The 17713-nt window shown below is 69.2% G+C and carries 13 protein-coding genes; 3 read left to right on the top strand and 10 right to left on the bottom strand.

Going from position 1 to position 17713, the window contains the following annotated elements; all coding sequences use genetic code 11:
- Nucleotide 1: 1 nt before the first annotated feature.
- Nucleotides 2-3154: an efflux RND transporter permease subunit gene (locus FHX60_RS24105; RefSeq protein WP_183284859.1), complete on the bottom strand. Its 3153-nt coding sequence runs from the start codon at nt 3152-3154 to the stop codon at nt 2-4.
- Nucleotides 3155-3235: 81 nt separating this feature from the next.
- A complete protein-coding gene (locus tag FHX60_RS24100) occupies nt 3236-4486 on the bottom strand; it encodes an efflux RND transporter periplasmic adaptor subunit (RefSeq protein WP_112775994.1) in 1251 nt (416 codons plus the stop codon).
- A gap of 628 nt (nt 4487-5114) precedes the next feature.
- On the opposite strand from FHX60_RS24100, the gene FHX60_RS24095 reads away from it, so the two are divergent.
- The gene (locus FHX60_RS24095; protein ID WP_092315562.1) at nt 5115-5858 is read left to right on the top strand and encodes a TetR family transcriptional regulator; all 744 of its coding nucleotides are present in this window, start codon (nt 5115-5117) and stop codon (nt 5856-5858) included.
- Between the two features lie 39 nt (nt 5859-5897).
- On the opposite strand, the gene FHX60_RS24090 is transcribed toward FHX60_RS24095, so the two are convergent.
- Nucleotides 5898-7100 carry an ABC transporter substrate-binding protein gene (locus tag FHX60_RS24090; protein ID WP_311730665.1) on the bottom strand — a complete coding sequence of 401 codons (1203 nt, stop codon included), beginning with the start codon at nt 7098-7100 and terminating at the stop codon, nt 5898-5900.
- 202 nt (nt 7101-7302) lie between these two features.
- Here FHX60_RS24090 and FHX60_RS24085 point away from each other — a divergent pair, with 202 nt between their 5' ends.
- On the top strand, nt 7303-7977 hold the full coding sequence (locus tag FHX60_RS24085; RefSeq protein ID WP_092315431.1) for a response regulator: 675 nt from the start codon (nt 7303-7305) through the stop codon (nt 7975-7977).
- Nucleotide 7978: 1 nt separating this feature from the next.
- Nucleotides 7979-9451: a sensor histidine kinase gene (locus FHX60_RS24080; RefSeq protein ID WP_183284858.1), complete on the top strand. Its 1473-nt coding sequence runs from the start codon at nt 7979-7981 to the stop codon at nt 9449-9451.
- 570 nt (nt 9452-10021) lie between these two features.
- Here the strand turns inward: FHX60_RS24080 and FHX60_RS24075 are convergent.
- From FHX60_RS24075 to FHX60_RS24045, 7 genes are all read right to left on the bottom strand, one after another.
- Complete coding sequence (locus tag FHX60_RS24075) at nt 10022-11509, bottom strand: dihydrolipoyl dehydrogenase family protein (RefSeq protein ID WP_183284857.1); 1488 nt, start codon at nt 11507-11509, stop codon at nt 10022-10024.
- Nucleotides 11510-11576: 67 nt separating this feature from the next.
- Nucleotides 11577-12473, bottom strand: coding sequence for a patatin-like phospholipase family protein (locus FHX60_RS24070; protein WP_112775992.1), 897 nt, complete (start codon nt 12471-12473; stop codon nt 11577-11579).
- A gap of 17 nt (nt 12474-12490) precedes the next feature.
- Complete coding sequence (locus tag FHX60_RS24065; protein WP_183284856.1) at nt 12491-12904, bottom strand: PaaI family thioesterase; 414 nt, start codon at nt 12902-12904, stop codon at nt 12491-12493.
- Nucleotides 12905-12966: 62 nt separating this feature from the next.
- Entirely contained in the window at nt 12967-14025 is a 1059-nt protein-coding gene (locus FHX60_RS24060; RefSeq protein ID WP_112775991.1) for an AbrB family protein, read from the bottom strand.
- A gap of 124 nt (nt 14026-14149) precedes the next feature.
- Complete coding sequence (locus FHX60_RS24055) at nt 14150-15664, bottom strand: tripartite tricarboxylate transporter permease (protein ID WP_183284855.1); 1515 nt, start codon at nt 15662-15664, stop codon at nt 14150-14152.
- 28 nt (nt 15665-15692) lie between these two features.
- Nucleotides 15693-16166, bottom strand: a complete 474-nt coding sequence (locus tag FHX60_RS24050; protein WP_062795975.1) for a tripartite tricarboxylate transporter TctB family protein — start codon at nt 16164-16166, stop codon at nt 15693-15695.
- Nucleotides 16167-16423: 257 nt separating this feature from the next.
- On the bottom strand, nt 16424-17392 hold the full coding sequence (locus FHX60_RS24045; protein ID WP_092315447.1) for a Bug family tripartite tricarboxylate transporter substrate binding protein: 969 nt from the start codon (nt 17390-17392) through the stop codon (nt 16424-16426).
- Nucleotides 17393-17713: the final 321 nt, after the last annotated feature.

Genomic DNA, 17713 nt, shown 5'->3' with positions numbered 1-17713 from the left:
TTCAGATTTCCTCTTGGGGATCGTGCCACTTCTGGTCCAGCATGCGCTGGCGAGCACTGCCCTTGAAGCGCTTGCGCACCACCACGAAGAACACCGGCACCAGGAAGATCGCCAGCACCGTGGCCGTGATCATCCCGCCCATCACGCCGGTACCGATGGCGCGCTGGCTGCCCGAGCCCGCGCCGGTGGCGATCGCCAGCGGCAGCACGCCCAGGATGAACGCCATCGACGTCATCAGGATCGGGCGGAAGCGCAGGTGCACCGCTTCCAGCGTGGCTTCGATCAGGCCCTTGCCCTGCGCCTGCAGGTCCTTGGCGAATTCCACGATCAGGATGGCGTTCTTCGCCGACAGGCCGATGGTGGCGATCAGGCCCACCTTGAAGTACACGTCGTTGGGCATGCCGCGCAGCGTCACGCCCAGCAGCGCGCCGAGCACGCCCAGCGGCACCACCAGCAGCACCGAGAACGGGATCGACCAGCTTTCATACAGCGCGGCCAGGCACAGGAACACGATGATCAGCGACAGCGTGTACAGGATCGGTTCCTGCGAGCCGGCCAGGCGTTCTTCGTACGACTGTCCGGACCACTCGAAGCCGAATCCCGGCGGCAGCTTGGCGAAGTTCTCCTCCATCACGCGCATGGCTTCGCCGGTACTGCGGCCCGGCGCGGCCTGGCCCGCCAGCTTGACCGCCGGCATGCCGTTATAGCGCTCCAGGCGCGGCGAGCCCATCACCCACTTGGAGGTCGCGAACGCGGCAAACGCCACCATGTCGCCGTTGCTGTTGCGCACGCGCAGCTTGGTCAGGTCGTCCGGCAGGCGGCGGTCGGCGCCCTCGGCCTGCACGATCACCTTGCGCACGCGGCCTTCATAGATGAAGTCGTTGACGTAGTTGGAGCCGAAGGCGATCGACAGCGTCGAGTTGATGCTTGCCACCGTCACGCCGAGCGCCTTGGCCTTCTCGCGGTCGATGTCGATCTGCAGCTGCGGCGCGTCTTCCTGGCCTTCCGGGCGCACGCCCATCAGCACCGGGCTCTGCGCGGCCATGCCGAGCATCATGTTGCGCGCTTCCATCAGCTTGGCGTGGCCCTGGCCGGTGCGGTCCTGCAGGCGGAAGTCAAAGCCCGAGGAGTTGCCCAGTTCGGAAATCGCCGGCGGGTTGAGCGGGAAGATGATCGCGTCCTTGATAAAGGACAGCGCGCCGAAGGCACGGCCGACCAGGTCTTGCGCGGTCTCGCCCTCGCCGGTGCGTTCCTTCCAGTCCTTCAGGCGCACGAACGCGATACCGCCGTTCTGGCCGCGGCCGAAGAACGAGAAGCCCGCCACCGTGATCATCTGGTCCACCACCTTGCTTTCCTTCTGCAGGTAGTAGTCCTCGATCTGCTTGAGCACGCCGATGGTACGGTCCTGGGTGGCGCCGTTGGGCAGCTGCACCACGGTGATCATGTAGCCCTGGTCTTCGTCGGGCAGGAACGATGACGGCAGGCGCTGGAACAGCACCACCACGCCGGCGATGATGACCGCGTAGATGATCAGGTAGCGGCCGGTGCGCTTGAGAATGCGCGCGACCACGCCCTGGTAGCCGGTCGACGCCGTGGCGAAGGTACGGTTGAACCAGCCGAAGAAGCCCTTCTTCTCATGGTGATGGCCCGCTTCGACCGGCTTGAGCAGCGTCGCGCACAGTGCCGGGGTCAGCGTCAGCGCCAGCAGCGCCGAGAACGCCATCGAGGCGATCAGCGACAGCGAGAACTGGCGGTAGATGTTGCCCACCGAGCCCGAGAAGAACGCCATCGGGATGAACACCGCGGTCAGCACCAGCGTGATGCCGACGATGGCGCCGGTGATCTGGCCCATGGCCTTGCGCGTCGCTTCACGTGGCGACAGGCCTTCCTCGCTCATGATCCGCTCGACGTTCTCGACCACCACGATGGCATCGTCCACCAGGATACCGATGGCCAGCACCATGCCGAACATGGTCAGCACGTTGATCGAGAAGCCGAATGCCAGCAGCGCGCCGAACGTACCCAGCAGCGCGATCGGCACCACCAGCGTCGGGATGATAGTGGCGCGGAAGTTCTGCAGGAACAGGTACATCACCAGGAACACCAGCACCACGGCTTCGAGCAGGGTCTTGATCACTTCCTCGATCGAGATCTTGACGAAGGCCGAGGTGTCGTACGGTACCGAGTACTCGTAGTCCGCCGGGAAGTTCTTCGCCAGCTCTTCCATCTTGGCGCGCACCGCGGTGGCGGTGGCCAGCGCGTTGCCGGTCGGGGCCAGCTTGATGGCGATGGCCGCCGACGGCTTGCCGTTGGTGCGGGCCTGGGTCGAGTAGTCGGCGCCGCCCAGTTCCACGCGGCCGACGTCCTTGATGCGCACCGACGACCCGTCCGGGTTGGTGCGCAGCAGGATGTTGCCGAACTGCTCCGGCGTGGTCAGGCGGCTTTCGGTGGTGACGGTGGCGTTGAGCTCGGTGCCCTTGGGCGACGGCGTGCCGCCCAGTTCGCCCACGGCGACCTGGATGTTCTGCTCGCCCACCGCGGCGGTGACGTCGGTCGGGGTCAGGTTGAAGCCGGTCAGCTTGGCCGGGTCCAGCCAGATCCGCATGGCGTACTCGGTGCCGAACAGGTCGGCCTGGCCCACGCCGGGCACGCGCCGGATCGAGTCGATCACCTGCGCCGAGACGTAGTTGCCGAGCTGGATCGCGCTGGCCGTGCCGGACTTGGACGACACGGTCAGGAACATCATGTAGTTGTTCCCGGCCTTGTCGACGCGCACGCCCTGCTGGCGCACTTCCGCCGGCAGGCGCGCTTCCACGCGCTTGAGGCGGTTCTGCACCTCGACCGAGTTCAGGTCGACGTTGGAGCCCGGCGCGAAGGCGATGGTGATGCTGGCCAGGCCGGACGACTCGCTGGTGGAGCTGTAGTAGAGCAGGTTGGGGGCGCCGTTAAGCTCCTGCTCGATCACCGAAGTGACGGAATCCTCCAGCGTCTTGGCCGACGCACCCGGATAGGTGGCGGTGACCGAGATCGTCGGCGGGGCGATGTTCGGATATTGCGCGATCGGCAACTGCAGGATCGACAATATGCCGCCCAGCACGATGATCAGCGCGAGCACCCACGCGAACACCGGCCGGTCGATAAAAAACTTGGCCATAAGACTGGCTCCCTCTGTGTCTAGCCCTGTGGACCGCGGCAGTGGCAGCGGCTGGCGTCAGCCGCCGCGGCCCGGCGGTGTTCAGCCTTGCTTGCCCTCGGCCTTCACTTCCTGCTTCGCTTCGGCCTTGGGCGCCGAGGCGGGAGCGGCGGAAGCCGCGGCCGGGGTCGCGGCCGGTGCCGAGGCGCCGGCCTGCACGAACGGCACGGCCTTGGCGGGCGCACCCACCTTGACCTTCTGCAGGCCCTCGACGATCACTTTCTCGCCGCCCTTCAGCCCTTCGGTCACGATCCAGCGGTCACCGATCGCCTGCGGCGCCTTGACCGGCACCGCCGCGACGTTGCCGTCGGCGCCCACCACCATCACGCTGGCGCCCTGGGCGCCGCGGATCAGCGCGCGCTGCGGCACGGTCAGGGCGTTCTCATCCACGCCCTGCTCGATCTTCACGCGCACGAAGGTGCCCGACAGCAGCTCGCGGTTCGGGTTGGGGAACTGCGCGCGCAGCGTGATCGCGCCGGTGGTCGGGTCGACCGTCATGTCGGAGAACAGCAGCTTGCCGGTCTGCGCATACTCGCGCCCGTCCTCGACGAACAGGTGCACGCGCGCGCCGCCGTTCATGCCCTTGACCGCGCCGGACTCGATGGCGCGGCGCAGGCGGGTGACTTCGGAGGCCGGCTGGGTGAAGGTGACCCACATCGGATCGACCTGCTCCACCAGCGCCAGCTTGGTCGCCTCGCCCTTGCCCACCAGCGCGCCTTCGGTCACCAGCGCGCGGCCGGCGCGGCCGCTGATCGGTGCGGTCACGGTGGTGTAGCCCAGGTTGATCTGGGCGGTGCGCACCGCCGCCTTGGCCGAGGCCACGTCGGCGTTGGCCTGGCCGGCGGCGGCCACGGCGTCGTCGTACTCCTGCTTGCTGACCGCGTTGACCGCCACCAGCGGCTTGTAACGGTCCGCCTTCAGGCGCGCCGACACGGCGTTGGCTTCGGCGCGCTGCAGCGCGGCCTGGGCCGAGGCCAGCTCGGCCTGGTAGGGCGCGGGGTCGATGCGGAACATGACCTGGCCGGCCTTCACTTCGCCGCCTTCGGTGTAGTTGCGCGACAGCACGATGCCTTCGACGCGCGCGCGCACTTCGGCCGTGCGCACGCCTTCCAGGCGGCCCGGCAGTTCATTGACGACGGCGACCGGCGACGGCGTCACGGTGACCACGCCCACTTCAGGCGGCGGCGGGGCGCCGCCCTCGGCCTTCTTGTCGCCGCAGGCGGACAGCGCCACGGCCGACAGGGCCGCTAGTGCGTAGGCTGCAACGCAACGGATACGTTGGGACTTCCTCATCGATAACCCCATGATGGCAATTTGAGATCCGCCGTGCCGCCCCGGCGTGTCATCGGACAAACGGGAACGACATGGCGCGCCGCAAGGCTTTGCGGCGGGCAAAAGCGTGATGCTAGCCACAAATCGCGGCGTCGCGGTGACGATTGCGACGAACGGTGGCTTTTATGTAACGACTGGATAAATTGACCGGCTGGCCTGCGGCAGGGGCGCCCGCCGTGCTGGGTAGGTCACAGTGGGCGGCTGGCCGAATGCCGGGCAAGCGCGTATTATATATACATTCAAGCATGTATGTTAAGTTGATGTTGCGGAAGGGCCTTTCGACGCACAACCTGCGCAAAAATGCCCGGCGAGACGCAAAACCATGCCGCTCCATCGATCGGATCGGTACGAAATGCGTTCAATCCATCCGGGATCAGGGCGCAAACCGCCGGCTCGGGTTAGGATGCGCGCCGTCGTGTCGGCTCGCAAGCTTGGCCATGCCCATCATGTGATGACAACGACCCGCCGCGGCCCGTGCCGACGGCATGTGCGGCTGCCGTGGCAGCCGTATCAGGGAGAACCAAACCATGCCGGCCATGGGCGCCCGGTCGCGAGCGATCGCGCCATGCCGCCGGCACCAGAGACAATCATGGTCAGACGCACCAAGGAAGAGGCGCTTGAGACGCGCCACCGGATACTCGACGCGGCCGAAGCCGTGTTCCACGCCCGCGGCGTGGCACGCCCGTCGCTGGCCGACATTGCCGAGGCCGCGGGGGTGACCCGCGGCGCGATCTACTGGCACTTCAAGAACAAGAGCGATGTGTTCGCCGCCATGTGCGACCGCGTCCACCTGCCGGTGGAAGCGCTGATCGAGCCGGAGCGCCTGGCGCGCCAGGAAGACCCGCTCGGCGGCATCCGCGACATCTGTGCCTATGTGATGCGCCAGACCGTGATCAACCCGCGCTGGCGCCGGGTCTTCGAGATCATCTTCCACAAGTGCGAAATGGTGCAGGACAACGGCGCCATCTTCGAGCGCCAGCGCCAGTCGCACCAGGATGGCCTGGTCAAGATGCGCGAGCACCTGCGCCTCGCGGTGGAGCGCGGCCAGCTGCCCGCCGACCTGGACCTTGACCTGGCCGTCAACGCTTTCCACGCCGCAGTGGGCGGGGTGCTGGCGCACTGGCTGTTCTCGCCGCAGGACTTCAACCTCGACGCCAACGCCGAGCGCCTGTCCGACGCCTTCATCGATACCCTGAAGTTTTCCCCGGCGCTGCGCCACGGCTACGTGCCGCGCCCGATGGCCGAGCTGGACCAGGAGCTGTCCACGCTGTGCCGGCAGGCCTGCGCCGGCGCGCAGAACGGCGACCTCGATACCCCTGACCTGGTGCCCTGAGACGCGCGCGGCCGTTCGCGGCGGTTCGCGGCGGCAGCGCTAGCCGCGCATCGCCTCGCGCCAGCGCGCCAGGAACGCGCGCTTGCGCATCGCGTCCTGCGCCGCCAGCAGGCCGGGGCCGACGCTGATCGGCTTGAGCGCGTAGCCCAGCCGCTCCGACAGCGCCGCGGCCGTGTGCACGCTGTCGGTATCGGTGCGGATGGTATAGAGCTGCGAGGTCGACTTGGCCAGCAGCGCCTGGCCCTCGCGCGACAGCAGGTAGTCCAGCCACAGCCGCGCCGCGTTCGGCCGCGGCGCGCGCCGCGCGATAAAGGCCACGCGCGACATCACCAGCGTGTAGTCGCTCGGGGCGATCACGTCGATCGCCGCGCCGCGCTGCATCAGCGACAGGGCATAGGAGCCCAGCAGGTTGTAGCCCATCACCAGCTCGCCGCTGGCGATACGCTCGATCATTTCCGCGGTTGACGCCGATAGCTGCACCCCGGCCCGGCCCAGCGCCTGCGCCAGGTACCAGAACTCGCTGCCCATGCGCGCGTCCTGCTGCGCCAGCAGGTAGCCCACCCCCGAGCGCTCCACGTCGTAGGTCACCACCTTGCCATGCCAGCGCGGCGCGTGCTCCTGCAGCAGCCGCGCCAGCCCGCTGCGGCTGCGCGGCGGGCGCATGCCGGCCAGGTGGTGGCGGTTGTAGACGATCACCGCGGGCTCGAAGGTGGTGCCCCAGGCCTCGTCGCGCCATACCGCCCAGCCGGGCAGGCCGGCACGCTCGGGCGAGGCGTAGCGCTGCGCATGGCCGTCGTTGACCAGCTTGATCTGCAGGTCCATGGCGGTGCTCCACAGCACATCGGCAAAGACGGCGTTGGGCGGCGGCGGCCGGCCCGACAGCGCGGCGCTCTCGGCCAGGAAGCGCTGGTTGAGCTCGACCGTATTGAGATCCTGGTAGTGCACGCGGATGCCGGGGTAGCGCGCCTCGAACGCGGCAATCAGCGGCCGCGCCACCTCCAGGTCGGTCGACGCGTACACCGTGACCATGCCTTCGCGCAGCGCACCGGCAATGGTGGCGTCATACCCCGACGGGTACCCCTGCGGCGCTGCCGGCGGCCTGGACTGGGCATGCAGGGGCCATGCGACGCCGCCCAGCAGCGCGGCGCCCAGCAGGCGGCGGCGCTGTGCCGAAGCGGGCGAAGCGCAGGCGGACTGGCACGGCTGGGATGGTCGGGACGGCTGGGACGAACGCGGGGACACGGTGCTCGGGACGGAGGGACTGCCGATGCCGCCGGTGACGCGGCGAGCGCGCCGGGAGCGGCGGGGCGAGGGTATTATAGGCGCCCGCGGCGGGCGCGCTCCATCGGTGCTGCCCCCGGTTTTGCGGGCGCTTTCCATGCCTTGTCCCCGCGTGTGCGCGCCGCAACTAACATAGAACCAACCGGCACAGGAGGAGACCGGCATGCGCATCCTGCTGGTGGAGGATGAAGTCGAACTGGCACGCTGGGTCGCCCGCGCGCTGGAGCAGGGCGGCTTTGTGATCGAGCACGTCGCCGACGGCCTGCAGGCCGAGGCGCGCCTGCAGGCCGAGGAATACGACGCCGTGCTGCTCGACCTGCGGCTGCCCGGCAAGGACGGGCTGGCCGTGCTCAAGTCGATGCGCGGGCGCGACGACCGCACCCCGGTGCTGATCCTGACCGCGCAGGACACGTTGGACGAGCGCGTGCGCGGCCTGAACCTGGGCGCCGACGACTACCTGCCCAAGCCCTTCGCCATTGCCGAACTGGAAGCCCGGCTGCTGGCGCTGATCCGCCGCAGCCGCGGGCGCGCGCATCCGCGCCTGCAGTGCGGCACGCTGGTGTTCGACGGCGAGACCCGCAGCTTCACGCTGGGCGGCGCGCCGCTGGCGCTGACGCCGCGCGAATCGACCCTGCTGGGCGCGCTGCTGGCACGCAGCGGCCAGCCGCTGACCAAGGCGCAGCTGCTCGACAAGGTGTTCTCGCTCGACGCCGACGTCTCGCCCGATGCGATCGAGGTGCTGGTCTACCGGCTGCGCAAGAAGCTGGCCGGGCACGGGGTCACCATCGTCACGCTGCGCGGCTTCGGCTACCTGCTGGAGCCGGAGGCCAGGGGCTGAGATGCGGCACCCGGTGCTGCTGTGGCGCCGCGGCAGCCTGCGCCGGCAATTGCTGTTGCTGCTGCTGCCCGCGCTGGCGGCGATGATGGCGCTCGACACCTGGCTCACCTACGGCACCCTGCGCGACGCCGCCAACACCGCCTACGACCGCTCGCTCTACGGCTCGATCCGCGCCATCGACAACGCCATCGGCATGGCCGGCGACAACGTCCAGCTGACCCTGCCCGACGCCGCCATGGAAATCTTCGAGACCGCGGCGCAGACCCATGTGTTCTACCGGGTCTCGACCGAGCGCGCCGGCCAGGTCGAGACCGTGACCGGCTACAGCGACCTGCCGCTGCCGCGCGGCGCGCTGGTCAACAACCAGCCGCGCTTCTACGACGCCGAATACCTGGGCGAGGCCGTGCGCATTGCCGCGATGGCGCGCCCGGTGTACCGGCCCGACGCGCGCATGCGCGTGATCATCCAGGTGGCAGAGACCGCCGAGCCGCGCAGCGCGCTGATCGGCTCGGTGTGGCGCAGCGCGCTGGCGCGCGACCTGCTGCTGATCCTGCTGAGCGCCGCCATCCTGGTGGGCGGCGTCACCTACGTGCTGCGCCCGCTGGCGCGCGTGCGCGACGACGTCGAGGCGCGCTCGCCCGAAGACCTGACCCCGCTCGCGTTCGAGCGCGTGCCCGCCGAAGTGCGGCCGCTGGTCGACGCGGTCAACCTGCACGTGTCGCGCTCGGCCGCGATGGCACAGTCGCAGGCGCAGTTCATCGCCGATGCCGCGCACCAGCTGCGCACCCCCCTGGCCATCCTCAAGACCCAGGCCGAATACGCCCAGCGCCAGCTCAATGCCGCCGACCCTGCGCCCGACCCCGAAGCCGCCCGCGCCGCCGCCGGCGAAGCCGTGGGCGGCATCGTCACGCAGCTGGAACAGGCCGCGCGGCTGACCAACCAGCTGCTCGCGCTGGCGCGGGTACGCCAGCACCGCGCCGACGCCGCGCAAGCTGGTGAAGCCGGCGAAGGCATCGACATCATCGATGCCGTCACCGTGGCCGAGCAGGTCGCACTGGACTACCTGCCGCTGGCGCGCGGCAAGCAGCAGGACTTCGGCTGGGAGCCGGTGGCGGGGCTGGCGCTGCCGGTGCGCGCCGACCCCGCGCTGCTGCGCGAGGCCCTGGCCAACCTGGTCCACAACGCCATCCAGTATTCGCCGCGCGGCAGCCGCATCACGCTGTCGGCGACGCGGTCGGGCGATCACGCCTGCCTGATGGTCGAGGACAATGGTCCCGGCATCCCGGCCGAGGAACGCGAGAAGGTGTTCGCGCGGTTCTACCGGCGCGTCGGGAATGCAGAGCCCGGCTCGGGCCTGGGGCTGGCGATTTCGCGGGAGATGGCGGCGCGGTTTGGGGGCACGGTGGAATTGGGAGAGGGTGCGCAGGGCACTGGCGTGCGCGCGGTGTTGAGCTTGCCGGTAGAGGTTGGCTAGTTTTACGACGGGATCATCGGGGCGTGCATGGGTTCGGACGCCGGACTTCGTCGATGCGCCGGCCCTCTCCCCCGCCCCTCTCCCGCAAGCGGGAGAGGGGAGAAAACCAGTGGCAGGGCACGTTCGTAGCCAAGCGAGCGCAGCGATGCGTTCCGTGCCAGTGCCCTTGGCCTGCGATGCTGCCGGCGCGCAGCGCAGCCGTAGGCGTTCCTACGGTAAGGCCACCAGCAGGGGCCACTCCGCGCTCTGGGCTCGTTCAACCCACACTTCAACGCCCCTGCCACCGTGGTGCACCACCGCGGCAGGCAGTCAAGCTATGTGAGGAAGCCCAGCCCCGTACGAAAACCCCCAGGCCCACTACGATAAGACATGCCGCCCGCAGGGCAGTAAACGCGCTTTTTGGTTACTTTTTGGCGCTCGGCCAAAAAGTGACCCGCCCAGGAGGGCGGAACCACGCGGTTCAACAGCCGACAGCATGTCACCAACAGCGCCTACCCAAAAAAAGCCCCAACCCTTCCGAGTCAAGATTCGCCCACGACAGCCCCATGCAGGCGAAGTGAATTTCCGAACCTACCCAAACAACTCCTCCGCCACCGTCGGATGCACCTGCACCGTCGTCTGCAGATGCGACTCCCGCACCCCCAGCCTTACCGCCACCGCCAGCGTCTGCACGATCTCGGGCGCCGCGTTATCCATCAGATGCGCCCCCAGCACGCGCCCGCTGCGCGCGTTGAGCACCAGCTTGAACACCGACTGATGCGGCGTCCCGGCAAAGCGATGCTCCAGCGAGACAAAGCGCTTGATCACGGTACGGATACGCTCGGGCTTGCCGGCGGCCTCGATGGCCTGGGCTTCGGTCAATCCCACGGCACCGATGGCGGGCTCGCAGAACACCGCGGTGGGCACGAAGTCGAAATCCGCCCGTTCGCCGCGCCGCCCGAACAGCCGGTCCGCCAGCCAGCGCCCTTGGGCGGTAGCCACCGGCGTCAGGTGCAGGCCGTCGATGGCATCCCCCAGCGCATAGACGCTGCGCGCGCTGCTGCGGAACTGGCGGTCGACGCAGATGCCGCCCCGCTCGCCGAAGGCCACGCCCAGCGCTTCCAGCCCCAGGCCCTGCACATTGGAAACGCGCCCGATCGCCGCCAGCGCGGCCTGCGCCCGCACGGCCTCGGTCTGGCCGGCGCGGCCGGGGTCGTTGGTGGGCTGGTAGCAGACTTCGACCGCGCCGTTGGCCTGGCTCAGCAGGTGCACGCGCGCATTCAGGTGCAGCCGCACGCCGCGCGCAGTCAGCGCGTCGGCCAGTGCGGCGGCGATGTCGTGGTCGAAATGCTGCAGCAGCCGGTCGCCGGCGACGACCAGGTCGACCTTGACGCCGTAGCGCGACAGGATCGAGGCCTGTTCCACGCCGATATAGCCGCCGCCGATGACGGCGACCGACGCGGGCAGGCTCTGCCAGGTGAAGACGTCGTCGGAGCTCGCGGCCAGGTCGCCGCCGGGCACGTCGAGTGTGCGCGGGCGCGCGCCGGTGGCAATCAGGATGCGGCGCGCATGGATGGTCTCGTCGCCGACGCAGACTTCCTCCGGCCCGGTGACCCGTGCCTCGCCGTGCAGGACTTCCACGCCCGAATCGGTCAGGCGCTGGGTGTAGCCCACGTTCAGACGCGCGACCTCGGCGTTGACGCGCACGATGGCGTCGCGCCAGTCCTCGTGCCCGCCGGTGTGCGACAGGCAGCCCGACAGGATCGCCGACCACGAGGCGCCGTAAGACAGCATTTTCTTGGGCACGCAGCCGCGGTTGACGCAGGTGCCGCCGATGGCATCGCGCTCGACCAGGATCACGCGCGCACCGTGCGCCGCCGCGCGCCGCGCGCAGGCCACGCCGGCCGAGCCGCCGCCGATCACCACCAGGTCGGCCGCGCGCGCCTTGTCGTTGCGCCGGCTGCGGCCGCTGCGCGCGCGCGGCACCTGCTGCACCGGCGGCGCCGCGCTGACCTCGCGGGCGCGCCGCGGCGCGCTGGTTCCCTGCACTATGGAAAGCGGTGTCTGGCGTTTGGTCATCCATGCCTCCTGTCGCGGCACGCGGGCCGCATCGACAATCATCAGGCCAGCGCCGGCAACATGGAAACTAGGCAGCGGGCCGCAGTTCGGTATTCAGGATCGACGGCCACTCGCGCAGGAAAGTTTCCCCGTCGCGGCGGCCCAGTTCATAGGCGTGCGTCATGGCATCGGGCCGGGTGTAGTCCCAGCTCGAGATCGGCACGCGCTGCGAAGGCTGCAGGTACAGGCGGCGCTGGCCGCCTTGCTCCAGCACAAAGCGGCGCGGCCGCGGGTACAGCCGCGTGACCAGCACCAGCACATTGCCGGGCGCGCCATCGAGCGCGTCGACTGGCACGTTGTCGACCAGCCCGCCGTCCAGCACCGGACGGCCGTCGCGGCGCAGCACGGGCGTAAACGGCGGCGTCGACGCCGACTGCAGCAGCAGGTCGGCCAGCTGCTCGGGCGAGGCGCAATCCTGCGCGCGCACGAACTCGGGCCGGAAGCCCAGCTTGCGCCCCAGCCGCGGGTGCAGCGTCTTGAGCACGTGCTTGTCGATGTTGTAGGCCAGCAGCCCGGCGGCCACCGCCAGGCGCGGACCGCTCCAGCGCGGGATATGCGCCACGCCGATGCGGATCTCGGGCGCCTGCTGCAGGTGCGCGAGGCGCCCGTCGGCAAAAATGGTCAGCAGCGCGGTGCGGTAGATGCCGTAATGCGGGAACACGCGCTCGTTGCGCAGCAGGTTGCCCCAGTAGGCATTGCGGCGGTTGCTGGCCAGCACCGCGCGGTAGTAGTCCATGGTCTGGTGCGAGTCGTGCGCATAGACCATGCAGGCGGTGGCCGCGCCGGCCGAGATCGCGGCGATCACGCGCGGGCGCAGCTGCAGTTCCGGCGCCACCGTGTCCCACCAGCCCGCCTGCCACCAGCAGCGGTTGCCGCCGCCGGCAAAGACGACCTGGTCGAAGGGATTGGCGTCAGCGCATTGCATGGGAGAGCCGGAGCGCGTCAGAGCAGGGCGTAGGTGGTGGTGGCCTGCACCGCCAGCTTGCCGTCGGTGCCGGTCAGCTCGATCTCGCCGAACACCACGGTCTTGCCCAGCCGCAGCACGTTGGCGCGCACCAGCACGTCGCCGTCGATCACCGGGCGCATGAAGTTGGTGGTCAGCGACACCGTGGTCATCGGCCGGAACGCGCCCAGCGCACTGGCCACGGCGACGATCATGGCGGTATCCGCGGCGGACATCAGCACCTGGCCGCAGACCACTCCGCCCGCATGGCGGAACGATTCGCTGAACGGCAGGCGCAGCGTCACGCCCTGGGCGTCGACGGCTTCGGCGCGCAGGCCGAGCTGGCGTACCCACGGCGCCAGCACGCGCTCGAGCGTGGCGTCGATGTCGACAAGGGTCAGGGCTTCGGGCATGGTGCTCCTTGTTCTGTGTGGCCGCACCATGGCGGTCGCATGGCGGACCTGCGCGCGGACCGCTATTCCGTCTCCTCCGGCGCGACGCGATGTTTCAGGCAATGATACAGGGGCCCGGTGGCCAGCACCACGAACGCCATCCGGATCACGTGGAAGGCGGTCACCAGCGGCACCCCGACCTCGAGCACCTTGGCGGTGATGCACATCTCGGCGATGCCGCCCGGGGTGGTGCCCAGGATCACCGTGGCCGGGTGCGCGCCCGACAGCGCCGACAGCCCCCAGCCGAACAGCGCCGACACCACCAGCGCCAGCACGGTGTACAGCGCCACGCCCGACAGGAAGCGCGGCGCGGTATGCAGGAACTCGCGCGAGAACCGCACCCCCAGCGACACCCCGATCAGCAGCTGGCCGGCCCGGCTCATCCAGGTGGGGATGGCCGACAGCTCGATGCCGCAAGCGGTCAGCACCGCCGCCGCCAGCAGCGTGCCGATCACGAACGGATTCGGCATGTTCAGCCGCTTCATCAGCAGCGCCACGCCCAGCGTAATCGCCACCAGCGCCACCAGCCCGGGCGCGCTCACCACGCGCGGACCGGGGATATACGGGTCGAGCCCGTGGATGCCGCCGTACTGGAAGATTGCCGGCACCGTCACCACCACCATCAGCACCCGCAGCGAATGCGCGGCCGCCACCTGGTCGATGCGCGCGCCGTTGCGCTCGGCCAGGTTGGCCATCTCCGAGGCGCCGCCGATGGCGGTGGAGAAGAACGCGGTCTTGAAGGCGACGCCGGTGGTCCGCCGCAGCAGCAGCGCGCCGCCCGCGCCCAGCGCCAGCGCGAACAGCGAGGCGGCGACGATGTACGGCAGGTACTCCACCAGCCGCGCCACCACGTCCGGCGTGAAATACAACCCGAGCGAGGCACCGATGACCCATTGGCCGGCATTGCGCGCCTGCGCCGGCGCGCGCAGGTCGGCGCCGGCCATGCGCGCGGCGGCCACCGCCAGCAGCGGCCCGATCATCCATGGCAGCGGCGTATGCAGGAGAGTGCAGAGCAGGGCAGCGGCCAGCCCGAGCGCCAGCGTGGGCAGCGCGGACAGCCAGCGGTTGGCGGCAAGCGGCATCGGTCAGCGGCCTGGCGCGGGGCGCCGGCGCTTATTGTTTTGCAATGTCTGGTCCGAGGAAAGCAAGAGGCCCGCACGCCATGGCGCCGGGCCCCCCGCAGAGACAACCGCATGCTACCGCGTGTTATGCGGCGTTGTCAGCCTGCGCATGCGCGGTGCCGCGCCCGGCGTGCCAGCGCAGCAGGCGCGGGATCACCACCACCGCCACGGTCAGCGCCAGGATGGAGGCCGAGATCGGCTGCTTGAGGAACAGGCTCCAGTCGCCCTGGCCGATCGACAGCGCATTGCGCAGCTGCTTCTCCGCCATCGGCCCCAGGATCATGCCGACGATCACCGGCGCGGTGGGGAAATCGAAGCGGCGCATCACCATGCCCAGCAGCCCCACCACGAACAGCAGCAGCAGGTCGAACCACGACTGGCGGATGCCGTACGCGCCCAGGCCGGCGAAGATCAGGATGCCGCCGTACAGCAGCGGCGTGGGCACGCGCAGCATGCGCACCCACAGGCCGATCGCCGGCAGGTTCAGCACCAGCAGCATCACGTTGCCGATATACAGCGACGCCAGCAGGCCCCACACCAGGTCGCCCGAGGTCTGGAACAGCATCGGGCCGGGCTGCAGGTTGTAGTTCTGGAACGCCGCCAGCAGGATCGCGGTGGTGTTGGAGGTGGGGATGCCCAGCGTCAGCAGCGGCGCCAGCGTCGCGGTCACGGCCGAGTTGTTGGCGGCCTCGGGGCCGGCCACGCCTTCGATCGCGCCGACCTTGCCGAATTCTTCCTTGTGGTCCGACAGCTTCTTCTCGGTCGCGTACGACAGGAAGGTCGGGATCTCGGCGCCGCCCGCCGGGATCAGGCCGAACGGGAAGCCGATGAAGGTGCCGCGGATCCACGCCGGCAGCGAGCGCTTCCAGTCCGACCGGTTCATGTGGGTCGAGCTGAGCTTGTTGTAGGTGCTGGGCGGCTGCGGAAAGAATGCGTTGAACAGCGCCTCGCCCACGGCGAACAGGCCCACCGCGACCACCACGATGTCGATGCCGTCGTACAGCTCCTGTACGTTCATCGAATAGCGGGTCTGCCCCGACAGCGAATCCATGCCGATCAGGCCGATGCCCAGGCCCAGGAACAGCGCCGTCATGCCGCGCAGCAGCGACGAGCCCAGCACCGCCGAGACCGTGGTGAAGGCCAGCAGCATGATCATGAAGTACTCGCCCGGGCCGAACTGCAGCGCCACGTCGGCCGCCACCGGCGCGAACAGCGACAGCATCACGGTGGCGATGGTGCCGGCCACGAACGAGCCGATCGCCGCGGTCGCCAGCGCCGGGCCGGCGCGGCCGTTCTTGGCCATCAGGTTGCCTTCCATGGCCGTGACCATGGTGGAAGACTCGCCCGGCGTGTTCATCAGGATCGAGGTGGTCGAGCCGCCATACATCGCGCCGTAGTAGATGCCGGCAAACATGATCAGCGCCGCGGTGGGTTCGACCTTGGCGGTCAGCGGCAGCAGCATCGCCACCGTCAGCGCGGGACCGATGCCCGGCAGCACGCCGATGGCGGTGCCGAGGAAGCAGCCCACCAGGGCCCACATCAGGTTGATCGGCGTGATCGCGACGGCAAAGCCGTGCATCAGCTGGTTCAGGGTATCCATGCGAAGACTCCTTGCGGGACGGGCGGGCTCAGAAGCCGGCGATGGGCAGCAGCGGCAGGTTGATGCCGAGCAGGAACTCGAACAACGCCCACATCGGCACCGTGATGCACAGCCCGATGATCGCGTCGCGCACGAGGCGGCGGCTGCCGTAGCCGCGCGCCACGCAGACCATCAGCAGCGTCGACGACAACACGAAGCCGAGCGTGCCGATCAGCGCCATGTTCAGCACCAGGCCCGCGGCGACCCAGACGAAGCCGCCGAAGTTGTGCGGCGCGTTGGGCAGCTCGGCGTCCTCTTCCGGCATGTTGCGGAAACCGCCGCGCACGCCCTGCCAGGTCAGCAGCGCGCCGCACACCGCCAGGCCGATCGCCACCAGCGTGGGCACGAAGCGCGGCGACAGGCCCGCATAGCCCTCGTCGCCGGTGATGCCGGACAGCCCGAGGAAGAAGAACAGCGAGATCGCCAGCACGGCGATGCCGATGGCGAGGTGCGAGGGTTTCATGGAGACTCCTTGGGCCTTGGTCGCCAGCCGCGGAGGCTGGCACGCGCGACGCCGGCGGATGCTGCCCGCGCGGCGGCGGGGCCCAGTGACAGATGTTGTTGTCTTCGGTATCGCAGGTGGACACCGGGCCCCGCGCCGTGTTTCCGGCCACCGGGATCACCGGCGGCGTCGGCAGGCACGACAGGTGAAGCGAGAGGGATGCGTTAATGCATTAAGGCGGTATTGCAGGGCGCTGCAGCCCCGCGCGCCGGACCGTGTTACTTGGCCACGCCCAGTTCACGCAGCGTCGCGCCCAGGCGGGTCGATTCGCTGTCGACGAACTTGCCGAACTCGTCGCCGGTCAGCAGGAACGGGGTCCAGTCGTTCTTCTGCAGCGTGTCCTTCCAGGCCTTGCTTTCGGTGGCCTTGACCACGGCGTCGATCATGGCCTTGCGCTGCTCGGGCGTGGTGCCCGGGGCGCCGTACACGCCGCGCCAGTTATAGATCTCGACGTTGACGCCTTGCTCCTTCAGCGTCGGGATATCGGCGACACGGTCCTTGGACGTGACCGCCAGCGCGCGCATCTTGCCGCTCTTGATAAAGGGCAGGAATTCCGACACGCCGGCGATGCCCACCGTCACGTGCCCGCCCATGATCGAGGCCGAGGCTTCGCCGCCGCCCTGGAACGGCACGTAGTTGACCTTCTTCGGGTCGACGCCGCTTTCCTTGGCGACCAGGCCGGCCAGGATATGGTCGATCGAGCCCTTGGAGCCGCCGCCCCAGCTGACGCTGCCCGGGTTGGCCTTGAGTTGCGTGGTCAGGTCCTTGATCGACTTGATCGGCGAGCTGGCCGGCACGGTGATGACCATGGTGTCGGCGAACAGGCGCGCGATCGGGGTGGCGTTCTTCAGCGTGACCGGCGGCTTGTTGGTCTCGATCGCGCCGACCATCACCGCGCCCACCACCATCAGCGCATTGGGGTTGCCCTTGTCGGTGTTGACGAACTGGGTCAGCGCGATGGTGCCGCCGGCGCCGCCCTTGTTGTCGTACGAAGCGGCCTTGGCCTGGCCCGCGGCGACCATCGCCGCGCCCAGCGAGCGGCCGGTCTGGTCGAAGCCGCCGCCGGGGTTGGCGCCGATCATGACCTTGACGTTGTCCATCGCGAAGGCGGGCGCGGCCACGGCAGCGGCGGCAAGGGTGGCGGATGCCATCACGGCATGGGCGAAGCGGAAATAGGTACGGCGCATGGCGGTCTCCTTGGTAATACCGGTGATCGCTTGCCTTCGATGGCTGCCGCGATCCGACCCGGGCGTTCCGGTGGCCACGCGTTGCGGGACGGGATGGGGGCCCGGGAGCGTGCGCAGCGGCGCGGCACCGGGCTGGTCTCCTGTCCGGCGCGGCGAGGGCTGGCCGGGACTGTTCTTGGATGTTGTGAACGTCAGACCGGAACTCCCGGCCATGGGGCGGATTCTAGGCGGGGGAAACTGTCAAAAGGCTGTCAGAGGGGGTTGGGGTTTACGTGGATGGAGGGGGACAGGGCCGGCGCGTCCATGGCAACCGACACTGAA

It is taken from the genome of Cupriavidus alkaliphilus (genome assembly GCF_014191175.1).
Taxonomy (GTDB): domain Bacteria; phylum Pseudomonadota; class Gammaproteobacteria; order Burkholderiales; family Burkholderiaceae; genus Cupriavidus; species Cupriavidus alkaliphilus.
The sequence above is the reverse complement of the archived record's forward strand: the minus strand, read 5'-3'. Positions and strand labels throughout refer to the sequence as shown.

Excerpts from the sequence above, each read along its gene's own strand:
- FHX60_RS24070 (WP_112775992.1), bottom strand. The coding sequence starts at position 12,473 with ATGCAATGCGCTGACGCCAATCCCTTCGACCAGGTCGTCTTTGCCGGC.
- FHX60_RS24055 (WP_183284855.1), bottom strand. The coding sequence starts at position 15,664 with ATGGATACCCTGAACCAGCTGATGCACGGCTTTGCCGTCGCGATCACG.
- FHX60_RS24065 (WP_183284856.1), bottom strand. The coding sequence starts at position 12,904 with ATGCCCGAAGCCCTGACCCTTGTCGACATCGACGCCACGCTCGAGCGC.
- FHX60_RS24060 (WP_112775991.1), bottom strand. The coding sequence starts at position 14,025 with ATGCCGCTTGCCGCCAACCGCTGGCTGTCCGCGCTGCCCACGCTGGCG.
- FHX60_RS24105 (WP_183284859.1), bottom strand. The coding sequence starts at position 3,154 with ATGGCCAAGTTTTTTATCGACCGGCCGGTGTTCGCGTGGGTGCTCGCG.
- FHX60_RS24045 (WP_092315447.1), bottom strand. The coding sequence starts at position 17,392 with ATGCGCCGTACCTATTTCCGCTTCGCCCATGCCGTGATGGCATCCGCC.
- FHX60_RS24075 (WP_183284857.1), bottom strand. The coding sequence starts at position 11,509 with ATGACCAAACGCCAGACACCGCTTTCCATAGTGCAGGGAACCAGCGCG.
- FHX60_RS24080 (WP_183284858.1), top strand. The coding sequence starts at position 7,979 with ATGCGGCACCCGGTGCTGCTGTGGCGCCGCGGCAGCCTGCGCCGGCAA.
- FHX60_RS24100 (WP_112775994.1), bottom strand. The coding sequence starts at position 4,486 with ATGAGGAAGTCCCAACGTATCCGTTGCGTTGCAGCCTACGCACTAGCG.
- FHX60_RS24050 (WP_062795975.1), bottom strand. The coding sequence starts at position 16,166 with ATGAAACCCTCGCACCTCGCCATCGGCATCGCCGTGCTGGCGATCTCG.
- FHX60_RS24085 (WP_092315431.1), top strand. The coding sequence starts at position 7,303 with ATGCGCATCCTGCTGGTGGAGGATGAAGTCGAACTGGCACGCTGGGTC.
- FHX60_RS24095 (WP_092315562.1), top strand. The coding sequence starts at position 5,115 with ATGGTCAGACGCACCAAGGAAGAGGCGCTTGAGACGCGCCACCGGATA.